The organism is Acidobacteriota bacterium, from assembly GCA_039030395.1.
GTDB lineage: Bacteria > Acidobacteriota > Thermoanaerobaculia > Multivoradales > JBCCEF01 > JBCCEF01.
The window spans coordinates 1-16,734 of the sequence record JBCCEF010000031.1 but is presented as its reverse complement, the minus strand read 5'-3'; the positions used below and the strand labels follow the sequence as shown (position 1 = coordinate 16,734).

General features: G+C 65.9%; 13 protein-coding genes. 10 read left to right on the top strand and 3 right to left on the bottom strand.

Annotation, left to right across the window (positions count from 1 at the left end; translation table 11 throughout):
* Positions 1-3 precede the first annotated feature (3 nt).
* A complete protein-coding gene (locus AAF481_19155; GenBank protein MEM7483288.1) occupies positions 4-1,590 on the bottom strand; it encodes a cryptochrome/photolyase family protein in 1,587 nt (528 codons plus the stop codon).
* Positions 1,591-1,668: 78 nt separating this feature from the next.
* A complete protein-coding gene (locus tag AAF481_19150; protein MEM7483287.1) occupies positions 1,669-2,385 on the bottom strand; it encodes a hypothetical protein in 717 nt (238 codons plus the stop codon).
* A gap of 778 nt (positions 2,386-3,163) precedes the next feature.
* Between AAF481_19150 and AAF481_19145 the strand changes: the two genes are divergently transcribed.
* The 4 genes from AAF481_19145 (at position 3,164) to gap (ending at position 8,074) form a co-directional block, all read left to right on the top strand.
* Positions 3,164-4,495 (top strand): ATP-dependent 6-phosphofructokinase, encoded by a 1,332-nt coding sequence (locus tag AAF481_19145; protein ID MEM7483286.1) that lies wholly within the window; start codon positions 3,164-3,166, stop codon positions 4,493-4,495.
* Between the two features lie 217 nt (positions 4,496-4,712).
* Positions 4,713-6,017, top strand: coding sequence for a phosphopyruvate hydratase (gene eno, locus AAF481_19140; GenBank protein ID MEM7483285.1), 1,305 nt, complete (start codon positions 4,713-4,715; stop codon positions 6,015-6,017).
* Positions 6,018-6,020: 3 nt separating this feature from the next.
* Positions 6,021-7,064: a glyceraldehyde 3-phosphate dehydrogenase NAD-binding domain-containing protein gene (locus AAF481_19135; protein MEM7483284.1), complete on the top strand. Its 1,044-nt coding sequence runs from the start codon at positions 6,021-6,023 to the stop codon at positions 7,062-7,064.
* Positions 7,064-8,074 (top strand): type I glyceraldehyde-3-phosphate dehydrogenase, encoded by a 1,011-nt coding sequence (gene gap / locus AAF481_19130; GenBank protein MEM7483283.1) that lies wholly within the window; start codon positions 7,064-7,066, stop codon positions 8,072-8,074. The genes AAF481_19135 and gap overlap by 1 nt, the downstream gene beginning before the upstream one ends.
* A gap of 15 nt (positions 8,075-8,089) precedes the next feature.
* Here the strand turns inward: gap and AAF481_19125 are convergent, their stop codons facing one another.
* Positions 8,090-8,488 (bottom strand): hypothetical protein, encoded by a 399-nt coding sequence (locus AAF481_19125; GenBank protein MEM7483282.1) that lies wholly within the window; start codon positions 8,486-8,488, stop codon positions 8,090-8,092.
* A gap of 92 nt (positions 8,489-8,580) precedes the next feature.
* On the opposite strand from AAF481_19125, the gene AAF481_19120 reads away from it, so the two are divergent.
* From AAF481_19120 to AAF481_19095, 6 genes are all read left to right on the top strand, one after another.
* Complete coding sequence (locus AAF481_19120) at positions 8,581-12,072, top strand: alpha-amylase family glycosyl hydrolase (protein ID MEM7483281.1); 3,492 nt, start codon at positions 8,581-8,583, stop codon at positions 12,070-12,072.
* Between the two features lie 2 nt (positions 12,073-12,074).
* Positions 12,075-13,208 (top strand): DUF3524 domain-containing protein, encoded by a 1,134-nt coding sequence (locus tag AAF481_19115; GenBank protein MEM7483280.1) that lies wholly within the window; start codon positions 12,075-12,077, stop codon positions 13,206-13,208.
* Between the two features lie 303 nt (positions 13,209-13,511).
* Positions 13,512-13,886 carry a 30S ribosomal protein S12 gene (gene rpsL / locus AAF481_19110; protein MEM7483279.1) on the top strand — a complete coding sequence of 125 codons (375 nt, stop codon included), beginning with the start codon at positions 13,512-13,514 and terminating at the stop codon, positions 13,884-13,886.
* A gap of 12 nt (positions 13,887-13,898) precedes the next feature.
* The gene (gene rpsG, locus AAF481_19105; GenBank protein ID MEM7483278.1) at positions 13,899-14,372 is read left to right on the top strand and encodes a 30S ribosomal protein S7; all 474 of its coding nucleotides are present in this window, start codon (positions 13,899-13,901) and stop codon (positions 14,370-14,372) included.
* Positions 14,373-14,490: 118 nt separating this feature from the next.
* A complete protein-coding gene (gene fusA / locus AAF481_19100; protein MEM7483277.1) occupies positions 14,491-16,566 on the top strand; it encodes an elongation factor G in 2,076 nt (691 codons plus the stop codon).
* A 29-nt stretch (positions 16,567-16,595) separates the two neighbouring features.
* The coding region (locus AAF481_19095; protein ID MEM7483276.1) for a GTP-binding protein at positions 16,596-16,734 on the top strand (139 nt) is incomplete at its 3' end.

Sequence of the window (16,734 nt, the reverse complement as noted above, 5' to 3'; positions counted from 1 at the left end):
GCCTTACTCTTCGGCAAGGGTCCCGAAGCGCCTGCGCAGTTGGTCGCCGTGCCGGCGGATGGCTTTTCTCTCGGCGGCGTCCATCTTGTCGAGGTGGTTGAGCATCAGGCTCATGCGGCGGTTGTTCGAGAAGCGCTGCTGGTGGTGCAGCAGAAAATCCCAGTAGAACGTGACGAAGGGACAGGCGTCTTCACCGTGGCGTTGGTCCAGGGAGTAGCGGCAGTCGCCGCAGTAGTTGCTCATGCGGTCGATGTATTTGCCGCTTGCCGCGTAGGGCTTGGTGCCGACGATGCCGCCGTCGGCGTGCAGGGTCATGCCGAGGGTGTTGGGCAGGGTGACCCAATCCACCGCGTCGACGTACATGCCGAGGTACCAGTCGCTGACCTCCCGCGGGTGGATACCGGCGATCAGGGCGAAGTTGCCGGTGACCATCAGCCGCTGGATGTGGTGACCGTAGCCGTGCTCGAGCACCTGATCGAGGCATTCCTCCATGCACTTCATGTCCGTCTCGCCGGACCAGTACATCTCCGCCAGACGGCCCTGGTGGTCGAGGCCGTTGCGCTCGCCGTAGTCCGCACCTTCGAGCCAATAGACGCCGCGAATGAACTCCCGCCAGCCGAGGATCTGGCGCACGAACCCTTCCACCGCCGGCAGCGGAGCGCGGTCGGCCCGCCAGGCGGCGAGGGCGGCGTCGATCACCCGCTCAGGGTGGATCAGCCCGAGGTTGAGGGGTGGCGACAGCAGCGAGTGAAAGAGAAACGGTTCGCCGCTCCACATGGCATCCTGATAGCGGCCGAAGGTCGGCAGGCGATGCTCGATGAAGTGGTGGAGTACTTCCTCTGCCTGTGCCGGCGTGACCGGCCAACGGAAGGCGTCGAGACGTCCCGGGGCGCCTGGGAAACGTTTCTTGACCAGGGCGATCACCTCCTCGGTGATCACGTCCGGCTCGAAGGCCGGGATGTCGGGCACATCCGGCGCTTGGGAGAAGCTCTGGCGATTCTTCGAATCGTAGTTCCAGTCGCCGCCCTCGGGCTTGCCATCGTCGTCCAGCAGTATGCCGAAGCGTTTGCGCTGGAAGCGGTAGAAATGCTCCATCACCAGGGAGCTGCGGCCCTCCGCCCAGTCGGTGAAGACATGGCTACTGCACAGGAAGCGCTCATCGGGCAGTAGTTCGAAGGGTAATTCCATCTTCGCCACCGCCTCTTCGAGGATCGACAGCACCCGGTGCTCGCCGGGCCGCACGGCGGTGACTCGCTCCGGTGCGAAGGATTCGAAGGCACGCTGCAGCTCGCCGGCAAAGGACTGGGTGTTGTCTTCGGTGTCGAGGCGGGAGTAGGTCACCGGCATCCCGCGCCCTTCGAGGACGACGGCGAAGTGCCGCATCGCCGAAAGAAACAGTACCGTTCGCTGCTGATGGCTGGGAACGTGCCGGGCCTCTTCTTCCACCTCGGCCATCCACACCAGATCCTGCTCCGGGTCGAGATCTTCGAGGGCCGGAGCGTCAAGGTCGAGCTGATCCCCGAAGATCAGGTGGAGTCGACGGACGGGCTGCCTGCGGTCGAGGCGGGGGGAGAGTGCGAAGGCGCTCACGGCGGCGAGTCTACCGCCGGCAGAACGAAGAAGGGCCCGCGACGGCGCCTCGCCGTCGCGAGCCCGGGGTCGGAACTGTCAGTGAATGGGATCGGCGCAGACGCCGACGATGCTGGCTCCACCGATCACCACCGCCGGTCCTCCCGGAGCGCGGGAGAACTTGGCCTTGACGGACGCCGGGCAGGGCGGGCCGAAGGTCATCTTGATGGTGACCTTTTCATAAGCGCCGGCTGGCGCGCGATTGATGGCGATGATGCGGGCGTTGTTGGGCTCGATGGTCACCGTGGGGCCCGGCGGGGCGGTGCCGCCGCCCTGACGCTTCCACTTGTAGGTGAGTTGGACGAGCTTCTGCTTCTTCTCTTCCGGCGGATTGGTGTCTTCCACCTCCAGAATGCCGATAACGTCGGGATCTTGGGTGTCGGTGGGGTTCTGGTCTTCGTTCGGCCTGTCGGCATCTGTCTCCGCGAAGAGGAGCACGCCTTCCTCGGTCAGTTCGGCGGCGCCGAAGAGCGAGGCGGCGGAGCCTTCGTACCACCAGTAGTCCCCGGCCCTCGGCACCTCGATCACGGGTGCCAGCGGGTTCGGGGCCGTGAAGTCCCACATCACCGTCACGGTGCGGCCGTCATCGACCATCCAGGCGGTATCCACGAGATCCCACTCGGCGTCCCGTTCGGCCTTGACCTCTCGGGTGTAGTCCTCGGCACTTTTGGCTTGGTCGCCGTTTCCGGCGCTGGCGGCCAGGAGGGGGACGGCAACGGCCGCCGCGAGGGCGAGTAAGAGGATGAGTTTGCGCATTTAAGTCTCCTTTGGCGAATCCCGATCCACCGGGAGGGTGGTGGGAGGATGCGGGCACGGAGCAGTCGGCCCGCAAAATTTAAAGCGCTATTGCGCACACCATTCAATACATGGTGAGCGCAATGAGTGTTCATGCAGCCCGCTGGGCTCTGTGCAGAGACGGCCAGGTCACAGGGAGTTCTAGGTGGAGGGCGACGCAGTGAGAGGAACTTCACCTATGAACGGAAGTCTGCTTGCCTAGCCGGGTCCGCGAGTCAACAGATACAGAACTGACGCCAGCAGATTCCCTCGAAGGGTGCACAGATCGCGTCACACTGCGCCTGGCTGGTACAGAGCGGAAAGCCGAATCCCGGGGCCTCAGGGATCACAGACAGCCCGGTCATCTGCGAGTCCACGGTGCACTGAAGTTCGAGCTCCAGTGACAGTGGGATCTCGAGCTCCACCATCGCAGTGGGTGCAACGTTGGGGACTGCGTCCTGGTGTTCCTGGGCGGTGGAAGCGAGTCCAACTCCTAGAACCAGGAGGAAAAGACAGAGGGAGATGAAAGACCTTGATTTCATGAAGGATCTCCTTTGCAAGTAGGTCGATAGTCAGGATCTCACTGCGTCGCACCGAAAGAATTCCATTCAGAATAGACAACTATAACGGAAATGCAAATGTCAGTGTTTATAAATATTCATGAAAGTATGTGCGCTTTGAACTCCTGGTCGGGGGATGCTGAGGTGCGCAGGGCTTGATCACCTGCTGAGGTGGGATAGCCTTGCACCGGAGCCAGCCCATGCACGACATCCCTCTCCTTCCTGACGAACTGGTCGTCACCGACTTCGGCCCGCGCCGCATCCCGTCGCCCCTCGAGCTGCCGCCGGCGAGTGTCGAGGCGACCGGCAGCTTCGTGGCGCCGGGCACCGGCATCCGGGTGAGTGTGGAGGTCGGTCCGGAAGGGCCTGGCGACGAACCGCCGCTTTTCTTCGAGAAGGCCGGCCCGCGCGAACTGCTCTTCTTCGGTGCCAAAGAGGTGCGGGCGGCCATCGTCACCTGCGGTGGCTTGTGCCCCGGTACCAACAACGTCATCCGGTCGGTGTTCTATGAGCTATATCACCGCTACGGGGTGAAGGATGTGCTGGGTATCCGCTACGGCTTTCAGGGTTTGAATCCGGCGGTGGGGGAGCCGCCGGTGCCGCTGACTTCGGACTTCGTGCGCCGTATCCACCGCTTCGGAGGCACTGTCTTGGGCTCCTCCCGGGGGGCGCAGGACACCGAGGTGATGGCCGATTACCTGGAGCAGCTCGAGGTCGACATGCTGTTTTGTATCGGTGGTGACGGCACCCAGCGCGGTGCCCATGCCCTGGCTGAAGCCCTGGCGAAGCGGTCTCGCCCCTGCGCCGTCGTCGGCATCCCAAAGACCATCGACAACGACATCCCTTTCGTTTGGCGCTCCTTCGGTTTCTTCACCGCCCTGGATCAGGCTCGGGAAGTGATCCAGGGAGCCCACGTCGAAGCAAACGGCGCCCGCAACGGCGTCGGCTTGGTCAAGGTGATGGGTCGTGACGCTGGCTTTATCGCCGCCGGCGCCACCCTGGCGAGCCAGGAAGTGAACTATTGCCTGGTGCCGGAGGTGCCTTTCGAACTGAAGGGTCCCGGTGGTTTCCTGGAAGTGCTCGAAAAGCGTCTCGTTTCGCGCCAGCATGCGGTCGTCGTGGTGGCCGAGGGCGCCGGCCAACATCTTTTCGAGGACGAGTCCGTAGACCGCCACGACGCCTCCGGCAACCGACAGCACCGCAACATCGGCCTGTTCCTGCGCCAGCGCATCCGGGAACACTTCGCCGAGCGCGGCATCCCCATGGTGCTCAAGTACTTCGATCCCAGCTACACCATTCGCAGCGTCCCGGCCAACACCGATGACGCCCTGCTCTGCGACGGCCTGGCCAGAAACGCCGTCCACGCCGCCATGGCCGGCAAAACGGACGTGCTGATCGGCTTCTGGCACGGGGTGTTCGTGCACGTTCCGATCCCGGCGGTGGTGCGTCGCGAGAAGACCATGGAGCCCGACGGTGGCTTGTGGATGGGGGTGCTCGAAAACACTGGCCAGCCGGCGCGGATGGGGCCGTGAGGACTGCTAGAGTAACGGCTGGTTGGTGACTCAAGATCGGGTGGAATGAGAGTCCGGGTGCAGTCCGCGACCGAGCCCGCGAGGGCTCGGCGGCGAAGCCGAAGATGGGGTGAGCCCCAATCGCGGGGCGAGGGGGCGTAGCCCCCTAGAAATGAATGCGAGCAGAGTGCTGAGATGATTGATTTCTCGGTGCTTTGCGAGCACGGGGCCCGAAAGCATGGAAGAGATGACCGACACGATGATCGTCGCCGTCGAAGGGCGGCAGATTCTGGACAGCCGGGGCAATCCCACCATCGAGGTGGATGTCGGCCTGGCCGGCGGCGCCTGGGGCCGGGCGGCGGTGCCCTCCGGAGCCTCCACCGGGGAGCGCGAGGCGGTGGAGCTGCGCGACGGCGACGAGGGCCGCTGGCTGGGCAAAGGCGTCTCCCAGGCGGTGGACAATGTGGACGGCGAGATCGCCGAGGCCCTGGAAGGGCTCGACGCTAGCGACCAGGCGGTGGTTGACGGCATCTTGATCGAGCTGGACGGTACGGACAACAAGTCGCGCCTCGGCGCCAACGCCATCCTCGGCGCCTCCTTGGCGACGGCGCGGGCGGCGGCGGCGGCGCACGATCTGCCCCTCTGGTCATACCTCGGCGGGGTGGCGGCGCGGGAACTGCCGGTGCCGATGATGAACGTGCTGAACGGCGGCGCCCACGCTGACAACAATGTCGACATTCAAGAGTTCATGATCCTGCCGGTGAGGGTGGAGACCTTCTCCGAGGCGCTGCGCGCCGGCACGGAGATTTTCCATCACCTGAAAGCCGTGTTGGCGAAGCGTGGTCTGGGCACGACGGTGGGCGACGAAGGCGGTTTCGCGCCGGATCTCCAGTCGAACGAAGAGGCGCTGGAAGTGCTGCTAGCGGCCGTCGAAGCGGCCGGCTACCGGCCCGGTGAAGACATTTGGCTGGGCCTCGACGTCGCCGCCAGCGAGTTGGTGGAGGGCGACGGCTATCGGGTGGACGGTGCAGTGCGGAGCACCTCGGACATCGTGAACTGGTACGAGGATCTGGTGGGCCGCTATCCGATCCTGTCGATCGAAGATGGCTTGGGAGAGAACGATTGGAACGGCTGGCAGCAGCTATCGGAGCGTCTGGCGGACCGCGTGCAGTTGGTCGGTGACGACCTATTCGTCACCAATACCCGCATTCTGGAGAAGGGCATTGCCCAGGGCATCGGCAACTCGATTCTGATCAAGGTCAATCAGATCGGCACCCTGACGGAAACCCTGGACGCCATCGAGACGGCGAAGCGGGCGCGCTACACCTCGGTCATCTCCCACCGCTCCGGCGAGACCGAGGACACTACTATCGCCGATCTGGCGGTGGCCACCAACGCCGGACAGATCAAGACCGGGTCGCTGTCGCGCACCGACCGCACCGCCAAGTACAACCAGCTCCTGCGTATCGAAGGGGCGCTCGGTCCGGCGGCCCGCTACCGTGGCGCCGGCGTCTTCTACAACCTGCCTGGGAGGCTCGCCTGATCCATGGAACCCACCCGCATCGGACTGATGGGATTCGGCCGCATCGGCCGCAACCTCTTCCGAATTCTGTATCGCGACGAGGCGATCCGCCTGGCCGGCATCAGCGACATCGCCGACCCGGAGGCGCTCGAATACCTGCTGCGGTTCGACACCCTGCTCGGCCGCTTTCCGGAGGAAGTGAGCATCGAGGACGGTCACCTGTACGTGGTCGGCCGGCAGATCCCGATGGTCTCCGGACGTGGGCCGGGGGATGTGCCCTGGGGTGAACTGGGAGTCGATACGGTGATCGAGGCGACCTCGCAGAACCGCTCCCGGGAGGAGATCGAGCGGCACCTGGAGCAGGGCGCGAAACGGGTGATCCTGTGCGTGCCGCCGGAGGATCCGCCGGACATCACGGTGGTGATGGGGGTCAACGACGAGCGGTTGGAAGCCTCCCATCGCGTCGTGTCGAACGGCTCCTGTACCGCCCACTGCGCCGGGCCGGTGATCAAAATACTGCATCGGGCTTTCGGTATCGAGCGGGCGTTTCTGTCGAGCGTCCACGCCTACACCAATCAGCAGCGCCTGGCGGACGTACCGGCGGAGGACAAGCGCCGCGGCCGGGCAGCGGCCGAGAACATCATTCCCCAGGACACCAACTCCGCCCGGGTGGTGGAGGATCTGCTGCCGGAACTGGCCGGCCGCATCGTCGGCCGGGCGATGAACGTGCCGGTGCCCAATGGTTCGGTGGTCGATCTGGTGTGCTGGCACGACCAAGAAGTCACCGAAACGGCGGTCAACGAAGTGATGCGCACCGCCGCCGCCAGTCCGGAATGGCGGCAGTATGTGGAATATGAGGACGATCCCATCGTTTCGAGCGACATCCTCTCGAGCACCTTTTCGAGCACCTTCGATTCGCAAGCCACGATGGCCCGCGGCACCATGTCCAAGACCCTGTCGTGGTTCGACAACGGCTGGGGCTACGCCCACCGGGTGGTGGATTTGATCCACCGGTTCCGTCAACTCGACGGGCTGTCGGGTGGGCCGACGGTCGAGGGGGCTGCCTGATGGTCGTGCGCGTGGGGATCAACGGTTTCGGTCGCATCGGCCGCAGCGTGTTCCGCATCCTGAGCGAGCGGGACGACATGGAAGTGGTCGCCATCAACGACCTGTACGACAACGAGCAGCTCGCCTACCTGCTGCGCTACGACACGGTGATGGGGCCGTTCCCGAAGACCGTGACGGTGGATGGCGATTCGATGACCGCCGGCGACGACCGGGTGGTGATGACCGCTCACCGGGATCCCGCCGACAACCCCTGGGGCGACCTCGGGGTGGATGTGGTGGTGGAGTCCACCGGCGTTTTCCGCCACCGGCAGCCGCTCGAAAAGCATCTGGCGGCGGGTGCCCGCAAGGTCATCCTCACGGTGCCGCCGAAGGAGCCGCTGGACGCGATGATCGTCCTCGGGGTCAACGACGACGAGTTGGACGCCTCGCATCGGCTGGTGTCGAACGCGTCCTGTACGACGAATTGCCTGGCGCCGATCGCCAAGGTCCTCGATGAGGCCTTCGGCATCGAAGAGGGCTTCATGACCACCGTCCACGCCTACACCAACGATCAGCGCCTGGCGGACGTGCCGCACAAGAACCTGCGACGCAGCCGGGCGGCGGCGGAGAACATCATTCCCACCACCACCGGCGCCGCCCGTGCCGTCGCCAAGGTGCTGCCGCATTTGGACGGCAAGCTCGACGGCATGGCCATGCGCGTGCCGGTGCCGGACGGTTCGATTGTGGACTTGGTGTGCCGGGTGGTCTCGCAGCCGAACGTGGTGGAGGTCAACGCGGCGATCCGCCGCGCCGCCGAGGGGCCGATGGCGCGCATCATCCAGTACTCGGAAGAGCCGCTCGTCTCTAGCGACATCATCGGCAATCCGCACTCCTCGGTGTTCGACGCCCTATCGACCGTCGCCCACGGCGACGGCTACCTGGGGGTCATCGCCTGGTACGACAATGAATGGGGTTACTCCAACCGGGTGGTCGATCTGCTCGGCCGGATGGCCGCTTTTGAAAGCGCCTGAAGAAGGACTTGACCGCTACTCGGCGGCGAACTCCAGCTCGATGGAGTAGTCCTCCGGCGGGATCCTCTCGCTGCTCTCCGGGTAGGGATCAACCTGGCGCAGATGGCAGGTGCGGCCGTTGACGTCGGCCCTCTCCTTGAGACTCGAAACCTCATGGCGGCTCGTTTCGCCATCGTGCTCGATCTCCAGCCGCACCGTCGCTTCGCCTGCCCACACGCACTGCACTCCCTTTGGGCAGCGCGAATCTCCCACCACCTCCACGAAGGTCACCCGCCAGCCGAGGAGGTCCAGGCGAGCGCTCTCGCCGACGGCCAGGCGGAACGATTCTCCGGGACTCACCGCCGGCAGATCCTCGGCGGGACTGCTCTGGCAGGCGAGGGCAAAGAGGGTGCAGGCGAGGAGGGTGGGGCGCATGGGCGGTTCTCCGGACGTTGGGTGGAAAGCGTCTCCCTTCATTGTAGGCCGCGGCGGGAGTCCCGGCACGCCGCTGGTATCTTTCGTTCCGCATGGACCTTCCCTTCACACGCGTTGCCTTGGAGCGGTTGGAGCTGGCGGACGGAGCGCCGGGTCTCGGGCCGAGCGGCCGTAGCCTGGCGGCGGTGCGGGCCTTGGCGCGCCGGCTGGACAAGGAGCGCGATGTGGTGCGCCATCCCGAGCGAGGGGTGCGCGCCGGCCACCTCTTTGCGCTTCTCCAACTCCATTCCTACTCCGGCCGCCTGCTCGACCGCCTCCGGCGGAGTGCCGGTTCGGGAGTCCTGGCGCGGGCCCTCGGCTGGCTGCGGGACCGATTCGGTGCCGAGCGCCTGTCCGCCGCCTTCCGCCGCCTGCGCGACCTCTACCCTCTGGAGGGACTGTCGGAAGAACTCGCCCAGGCGGACGCCGACGAGGCCGCTCTGGCGGCGATGGTCCGCCTGTGGCTGATCAACCGCAACCCCGCCTTCGCCCGCCTGCGCGATCTGTTCGACGATGCCGAACTGGACGCCGACACCGGCTATGGCGAGATGGTCGCCAGCCTGGAGGAGTGGTCCGATGCGCTGCCTTTGGAGGAAGGGGGCGGAGCCTTTGCCGAGTGGGTCGCGCCGCTGCGCGAGGCGCCGAACTCCGTCGATCAACAGCTCGCCCTGGTGCTGGAAGACGAGGGGCGCCAGCCTCCGCCGGCGCGGCGTGAACTGCTGCTGGCGCGGGACGTCCTCCGGGAGGAGGAAAAGCCGGTGTTCGTCGGCCCCGGCGGGCCGCCACCTCCGCCCCCGCCGGCGATCGACGCGGCGGATCTGGCCGTTGGCGAGAAGCGTTTCAGCGCCGACCGGAGCTGGATGCCGGAGCTGGTGTTGGCGGCCAAGAACGCCCTGGTGTGGCTCGACCAGTTGAGCCGCGACCACGGCCGGCCGATCGCCACCCTCGACGCCGTTCCCGATGCCGAACTCGATCGCCTGGCCCTGCGCGGCGTCACCGGCCTGTGGCTGATCGGCCTGTGGGAGCGCAGTCCCGCCTCGGCGGAGATCAAGCGCCGCTGCGGCAATCCCGAGGCAGCGCCCTCCGCCTACGCCATCGGCGCCTACCGCATCGCCGAGGAGTTGGGCGGCGACGAAGCCCTGGACGACCTTCGGCGCCGCGCCGTGGAGCGTGGCTTGCGCCTTGCCTGCGACATGGTGCCCAACCACTTCGGGGTGGATTCGGAGTGGGTGTTGGAGCATCCGGAGCGGTTTCTTTCCGTCCCCGTGTGCCCGTTTCCGAACTACACCTTCGCCGGGCCCGACCTGTCGCCGGATCCGGCGGTGGGGATTTATCTGGAGGATGGCTACTGGGACCGCAGCGATGCGGCGGTGGTCTTTCGCCGGGTGGATCGTTCGGTCTCGCCACCGGCGGAAGCCTTCGTCTACCACGGCAACGACGGCACCTCGCTGCCGTGGAACGACACGGCCCAGCTCGACTATCTGAATCCGGAAGTGCAGGAGGCGGTGATCAAGGAGATCCTGGCCGTCGCCCGGCGCTTTCCGGTCATCCGCTTCGATGCCGCCATGACCCTGGCCAAACGCCACGTCCAGCGCCTTTGGTATCCGCAACCGGGCGAGGGGGGCGACATTCCTTCCCGCGCCGAACACGCCCTGCCGGCGGAGGAGTTCGCCCGCCGCATGCCGGAGGAGTTCTGGCGCCGGGTAGTCGACCGCATCGCCGAGGAGGTGCCGGACACTCTGCTGCTGGCCGAGGCCTTCTGGCTGATGGAGAGCTACTTCGTGCGCACCCTCGGCATGCACCGGGTGTACAACAGCGCCTTCATGCACATGCTGCGGGATGAATCGAACGACCAGCTCCAGCGCTCGCTGGCAGAGGTGCTCGCCTTCGAGCCGGAGATCCTCAAGCGGTTCCTCAACTTCCTCACCAATCCCGACGAAAAGACGGCCCTCGAACAGTTCGGCCAGGGGGACAAGTACTTCGCCGCCTGTGTGTTGCTGGTCACCCTGCCGGGGTTGCCGATGTTCGGTCACGGGCAGTGGGAAGGGCTGGGCGAGAAGTACGGTATGGAGTATCGCCGGGCCTACCGCGACGAGGCGCCGGACCGCGGGCTCGTGGCCCATCACGAGCGGATGATCGCGCCGCTGCTGCGGCGGCGAGCGCTGTTCGCCGAGGTGGCGACCTTCCGGCTGTTCCCCTTCGAGGCCGCTGGCGGCGAGGTCAACGCGGATGTGTACGCCTTCTCGAATCGTCGCGGCGACGAGCGCGCGCTGGTGCTGGTGCACAACCGGGCGGCGATGACCGCCGGATCGATCCGGTTGAGCGTGCCCTTCGCCGATCGCGACCGGGATCAGGGCCAGGGCCAGAGTAAGGGGCGGTCTGGCGGCCTCACCCGCAGCGAGTCCCTCGGCGAGGCCCTCGGCTTCGAGCCGCGAGATGATGTGTTCTGGATCTTCCGAGACGCGGTGGCCGGCGGCGAGCGCATCCTTTCCGGCCGGATCCTCTGCGAGCGCGGCCTGGTGGCGGAGCTGGGACCCTATGAACACCGGGTGTACCTCGATTTCCGCTCGGTGGAGGATCCTGGAGGCGCCTGGGCTTCGCTGGCGGAGGCCCTTCACGGCCACGCGGTGGCGGACATGGACGTGGCTTTCCGGGAGCGCCTGGTGCAGCCGGTGCGGGCGCCGGTGGGAGAGCTCCTGTCGTCGCCGGCTCTGCTGCGGCTATGGCGGGAGAGCAATCCGGAGCCGGCGATCGAGGCGTTCGTCACCCGGTCCGAGGCGGTCTTCAGGGAGGTGGCGCCGCACCTTGCGGCGGGGGTCGGGGGGCTCGCAGACTCCGCTTCCGCGATCCCCGTCGTGAGTGAGGATGCCCTTGCCGAAGTCGTCGCCGGGCTACGCGAAACCCTCGCGGACCTCAGCCGCTTGCCGCGGGCGACCGGCCCGTTGACCTTCGGCCTGTGGGGTTCGGAGGATCTCGAGACTCGCCGAGGGGAGCTGATGGCCGTTGCCTGCCGAGTGGTGCTCGCGGCCCTGGCGGAGGTTGGTACGGGAACAGAGGCGCCGCGGGATCTGGTCGACCAATGGCTGCTGCTGCCGGAGATTCGCCGCGCCGTCGCCGTTGGGGCCGAAGAGGAGGAGAGCGACGCCCGCGCCCAGGCGGTCCGCCTGTTCACCGACTCTTCCTTCGCGAACTGGTGGCGGGCAAAGGTCGAGTCGGGCGCCGGCGAGCTGTTCGAACGTTGGCTGGTCGATCCGGAGGTCCGTCGCTTCCTCGGGGTCCACCGCTTCGACGACACGGTGTGGTTCCATCGCGAGGCCTTCGCCACCTTCGTGCGCTGGCTGGCCCTCACCGCCGCCCTGGCGGAAGCCGGCGACGAGCCGGAGATGAACCCATCCCGAGCGGCGGATCTGCTGCAAGACCTGTCCACCGCGTCGGCGGCTTCCGGCTATCGGCTGGACAGCCTGCGGCGCCTCCTCGGTGGGGAGGCATCTGTCCGCTTTGACGACGAGGCCGCGACCGACGACCTCAGCGAGGAAGAGGAGTAGCGGTGCGGGTACTCGCCCTCGAGCCCTACGACGGCGGTAGCCACCGCGCGTTTCTCATCGGCTGGTCCGAGGTCAGCCGCCATCGCTGGACGATCCTCGGCCTGCCGCCCTTCAAGTGGCGCTGGCGCATGCGCCACGCACCACTGACCTTCGCCCGGCGGATCCGTCGGCGCTGGTCCGAGGGTGAGCGCTGGGACCTGCTGTGGGCTTCGAGCATGCTGGACCTGGCGCAGCTCCGGGGGCTGGCGCCGGAGGTGGCCTCCCTGCCGGCGGTGCTCTACTTCCACGAGAACCAGCTCACCTATCCGCTGTCGTCCGCGGTCGGAGAGTCTGCCCGGCGGCGCGATCTCCACTTCGCCTTCAGCCACCTGACCTCCGCCCTGGCGGCCGAGGCGGTGTGGTTCAACTCCGCCTTCCATCGCGACGACTGGTCGGGCGCGACGGAGGCCCTCATCCGGCGGATGCCCGATCATCGACCGCTGGCGGAGATCGAAGAGATCCGCCGCCGGAGCGTGGTGCAGGCGCCGGGCATTCCGGCGATCGCGGGGCGCCTTCAACCTTCTCCTGGGCCGACCTCCGGTGGGCCGCTGACCCTGCTGTGGGTCGCCCGTTGGGAGCACGACAAGGGGCCGGAAGTATTCTTCGAGGCGGTGGAACGGGCGCTCGCTGCCGGCGCCGATCTGCGGTTGGTGGTGCTCGGTGAGTCCTTCGAACGCCGGCCGGCGGTTTTTGGACGGGCCCGAAAGCGGCTGGCCGAGCACATCCTGCATTGGGGCTGGCTGGAAAGTCGGGAAGACTACGAGGCGGGGCTGCGGCTGGGGGATGTGGTGGTCTCCACTGCCCGCCACGAGTTCTTCGGTCTGGGGGTGCTGGAGGCGGCCGCGGCCGGCGCCCGGCCGCTGTTGCCGCGGCGGTTGGCCTACCCGGAGATCTTCGGCCCGCTGGGCGATGACCTCTTCTACCAGGCGTCGGGTGAGGGCGAGGCCGGCGCCCTGGCGGAGCGCCTGGCGGCCCTCGCCGCGGGCGACGCCTCCCTGAGGCAACCGCCCATCGGCCAGCGCGCGCGGGTCGAGGAGTACTTCTGGTCCCGCCGTGGCGCGGCCATGGACGAGGCTCTGGAGTCTCTCGTCGACTAGCCCTTGCATCGCACTGGGTGGATGGCTATACTCCGCCTTCACGCCGGCCCTTCGACAGGTCGGCAACCGAGAGGTTGACGGGGCGGATGCAGCCCTGTTACTGTCGGCGAGTTTTCGCGCCGAGGGTCCCCGCCCGGGGACCGTGGCGACTTTTTCGTCTTCGGACAGGCCCCGCCTACGGGTGAGGGCGAGTAGTCGAAAGCGGGGCCGCGGAGGGCCTTGGGCCAGCCGTGAGCCTCGATATGCTTCGTGGCCGCAATCCCGCTTATGGGATCGATCCGCGATGTTTAGGAGAGTTGACGCATGCCTACGATTCAGCAGTTGGTGCGCAAGGGACGCGAGCGCATCAAGACCAAGACCAAGAGCCCGGCTCTGCAAGGCTGTCCGCAGCGTCGTGGGGTTTGCGTGCGCGTGTATACCCAGACGCCCAAGAAGCCAAACTCGGCTCTCCGTAAGGTCGCCCGTGTTCGCTTGACCAACGGGATCGAAGTGACCACCTATATTCCGGGGGTCGGCCACAACCTGCAGGAGCACTCGATTGTGCTCATTCGCGGCGGCCGTGTGAAGGACCTTCCCGGTGTGCGCTATCACGTAATCCGCGGAACCCTCGATGCCGTCGGCGTCGACGGTCGCCGCCAGGGTCGTTCGAAGTACGGCGCCAAGCGCCCGAAGGCTTAGAGGGAACAAGGCATGCCCAGAAGACGCGAAGTTCCGAAGCGGGAGATCCTGGCCGATCCGATCTACAACTCGCAGTTGGTGACCAAGTTCGTCAACGTCCTGATGGAGGACGGTAAGAAGGCGGTCGCCGAGCGGATCATCTATGACGCCCTCAGCACCATCGGCGAGCGCGCCGAAGACGGCGACGCCATGAAGGTTTTCAAGCGGGCGATCGAAAACGTCAAGCCGGCCGTCGAGGTGAAGTCCCGGCGTGTGGGCGGCTCGACCTACCAGGTGCCCATCGAAGTGCGCCCGGGTCGTCGCCTCGCCTTGTCCATGCGCTGGATCATCAGCGCCGCCAAGAGCCGCGGAGAAAAGACGATGCGGCAGCGTTTGGCCGGTGAGCTTTCGGAAGCTGCCGAAAGCCGCGGCGGAGCGGTGAAGAAGAGAGAGGATACGCACCGCATGGCGGATGCGAACAAAGCGTTTTCGCACTACCGCTGGTAAGGCTTCCGCTCCCCGACTTCAACAACCAAAGATTCTTGGGTTTGCCGAGAGCGCGCAATCGCGACGCTCCGCGGCCCCAACGTCGCAATAGATCGAGTTCACTAGAGAGTTTCAGATCATGTCACGCAAGGTTTCCCTGGAAAAGACGCGCAATATCGGCATCATGGCCCACATCGATGCCGGTAAGACGACGACCACCGAGCGCATCCTTTTCTACACGGGCGTCAACTACAAGATCGGCGAGGTCCACGAGGGCACCGCGACGATGGACTGGATGGCCCAGGAGCAGGAGCGGGGCATCACCATCACCTCCGCTGCGACTCAGTGCTCCTGGAACGACTACCGGATCAACATCATCGACACCCCGGGACACGTCGACTTCACCGCCGAAGTGGAGCGTTCCCTGCGCGTGCTCGATGGCGCCGTCGCGGTGTTCGATGCGGTGGCCGGTGTCGAGCCGCAGTCGGAAACGGTGTGGCGTCAGGCCGACGGTTACCGCGTGCCCCGCATCGCCTTCGTCAACAAGATGGACCGCGTCGGTGCCAACTTTGACCGCACCATCGACATGATGAAGTCCCGCCTCGGCGCCAAGCCGGTGGCGCTGCAGATTCCCTGGGGTTCGGAGGATCAGCTCCGGGGCGTTGTCGATCTGGTGGAGATGAAGGGTTTCCTGTACCGCGACGAGACCATGGGCGCCGATTACGAGACCGTCGACATCCCCGAGGAGCTGGCGGACGAGGCCCACAAGCGGCGCGAAGAGCTGGTCGAGCTGGTGTCCGAAACGGACGACGAGCTGCTGGAGAAGTACCTCTCCGGTGAAGAGGTCACCGTCGACGAGATCAAGGCGGCGTTGCGCCGCGCCACGATCTCCGGCGATCTGCACCCGGTGATGTGCGGTTCGGCCTTCAAGAACAAGGGTGTCCAGCCGCTGCTCGACGCGGTAGTGGACTACCTGCCGTCGCCGCTCGACGTACCGCCGGTCGAGGGCATGATCCCCGGTGAGGAGACCAGCGTCGAGCGTCCGTCGGACGACGATGCGCCTTTCTCCGCGCTGGTTTTCAAGATCATGACCGACCCGTTCGTCGGCCAGCTCGCCTTCTTCCGGGTGTACTCCGGCAGCGTCCAGTCCGGCGCTTCGGTATTGAACGTCGCCCGTTCGAAGAACGAGCGCATCGGCCGGATCTTGAAGATGCACGCCAACAAGCGCGAAGAGATTTCCGAGGTGTGGGCCGGCGACATCGCTGCCGCCGTGGGCTTGAAGGACGTCACCACCGGCGACACCATCTGCGCGCCGGACGCGCCGGTGTTGCTCGAGTCGATGACCTTCCCGGATCCGGTAATCTCCGTGTCCATCGAGCCCAAGACCAAGGCCGATCAGGAGAAGCTGGGTGTTGCCCTCGGCAAGCTCACCAAGGAGGATCCGACCTTCCGGGTGCACACCGATCCGGACACCGGACAGACCCTGATTTCCGGCATGGGCGAGCTGCACCTGGAGATCATCACCGATCGTCTGGTGCGCGAGTTCAACGTTGGCGCCAATGTCGGCAAGCCGCAGGTGGCCTACAAGGAGACCATCACCAAGGAGGCCGAAGGTGAAGGCCGTTTCGTCCGCCAGAGCGGTGGCCGCGGTCAGTTCGGCCACGCCAAGATCGTCATGCGGCCGACGGAGGAAGAAGAGTTCATCTTCAACAACAAGATCGTCGGCGGCGTGATCCCGCGGGAATTCATCAAGCCTGTCGAGCAGGGAATCCAGGAGGCGATGGAGAGTGGGATCCTCGCCGGCTACCCGGTGACCGGCATCGAAGTGGATCTCTACGACGGCAGCTTCCACGACGTGGACTCTTCGGAGGTCGCCTTCAAGATCGCCGGTTCGATGGCCTTCCAGGACGGTTGCCAAAAGGCCAAGCCGGTGTTGATGGAGCCGGTGATGGCGGTCGAGGTCGTCACCCCCGAGGAGTACATGGGAGACGTCATCGGCGACATCACCTCCCGCCGGGGGCGGGTACAGAGTATGGAAGCCCGGGCCAATTCACAGGTCATCACCTGCCGGGTGCCGTTGTCGGAAATGTTCGGATACGCCACGGACCTGCGCTCGGCGAGCCAGGGGCGGGCCAACTACACAATGCAGTTCGCCTCGTATGAACAGGCTCCGAAGAGTGTCAGTGAGGAGCTGGTGGCCAAGGCCGCCGGGTGACCGCGCAGAGAGCGTAGGAGGGAAACACCATGGGTAAGGAAAAGTTTGATCGTTCAAAGCCTCACGTGAACATCGGTACGATCGGTCACGTAGATCATGGAAAGACGACGCTGACGGCGGCGATCACGAGCACTTTGGCCTCGAAGGGTTTGGCCGAGACGGTGGCGT

Bases quoted from the DNA above. Each gene is read 5' to 3' on its own strand.
- AAF481_19125 (MEM7483282.1), bottom strand. From the start codon at position 8,488: ATGCGCCCCACCCTCCTCGCCTGCACCCTCTTTGCCCTCGCCTGCCAG.
- AAF481_19120 (MEM7483281.1), top strand. From the start codon at position 8,581: ATGGACCTTCCCTTCACACGCGTTGCCTTGGAGCGGTTGGAGCTGGCG.
- eno (MEM7483285.1), top strand. From the start codon at position 4,713: ATGGAAGAGATGACCGACACGATGATCGTCGCCGTCGAAGGGCGGCAG.
- AAF481_19145 (MEM7483286.1), top strand. From the start codon at position 3,164: ATGCACGACATCCCTCTCCTTCCTGACGAACTGGTCGTCACCGACTTC.
- rpsL (MEM7483279.1), top strand. From the start codon at position 13,512: ATGCCTACGATTCAGCAGTTGGTGCGCAAGGGACGCGAGCGCATCAAG.
- gap (MEM7483283.1), top strand. From the start codon at position 7,064: ATGGTCGTGCGCGTGGGGATCAACGGTTTCGGTCGCATCGGCCGCAGC.
- fusA (MEM7483277.1), top strand. From the start codon at position 14,491: ATGTCACGCAAGGTTTCCCTGGAAAAGACGCGCAATATCGGCATCATG.
- AAF481_19150 (MEM7483287.1), bottom strand. From the start codon at position 2,385: ATGCGCAAACTCATCCTCTTACTCGCCCTCGCGGCGGCCGTTGCCGTC.
- AAF481_19135 (MEM7483284.1), top strand. From the start codon at position 6,021: ATGGAACCCACCCGCATCGGACTGATGGGATTCGGCCGCATCGGCCGC.
- rpsG (MEM7483278.1), top strand. From the start codon at position 13,899: ATGCCCAGAAGACGCGAAGTTCCGAAGCGGGAGATCCTGGCCGATCCG.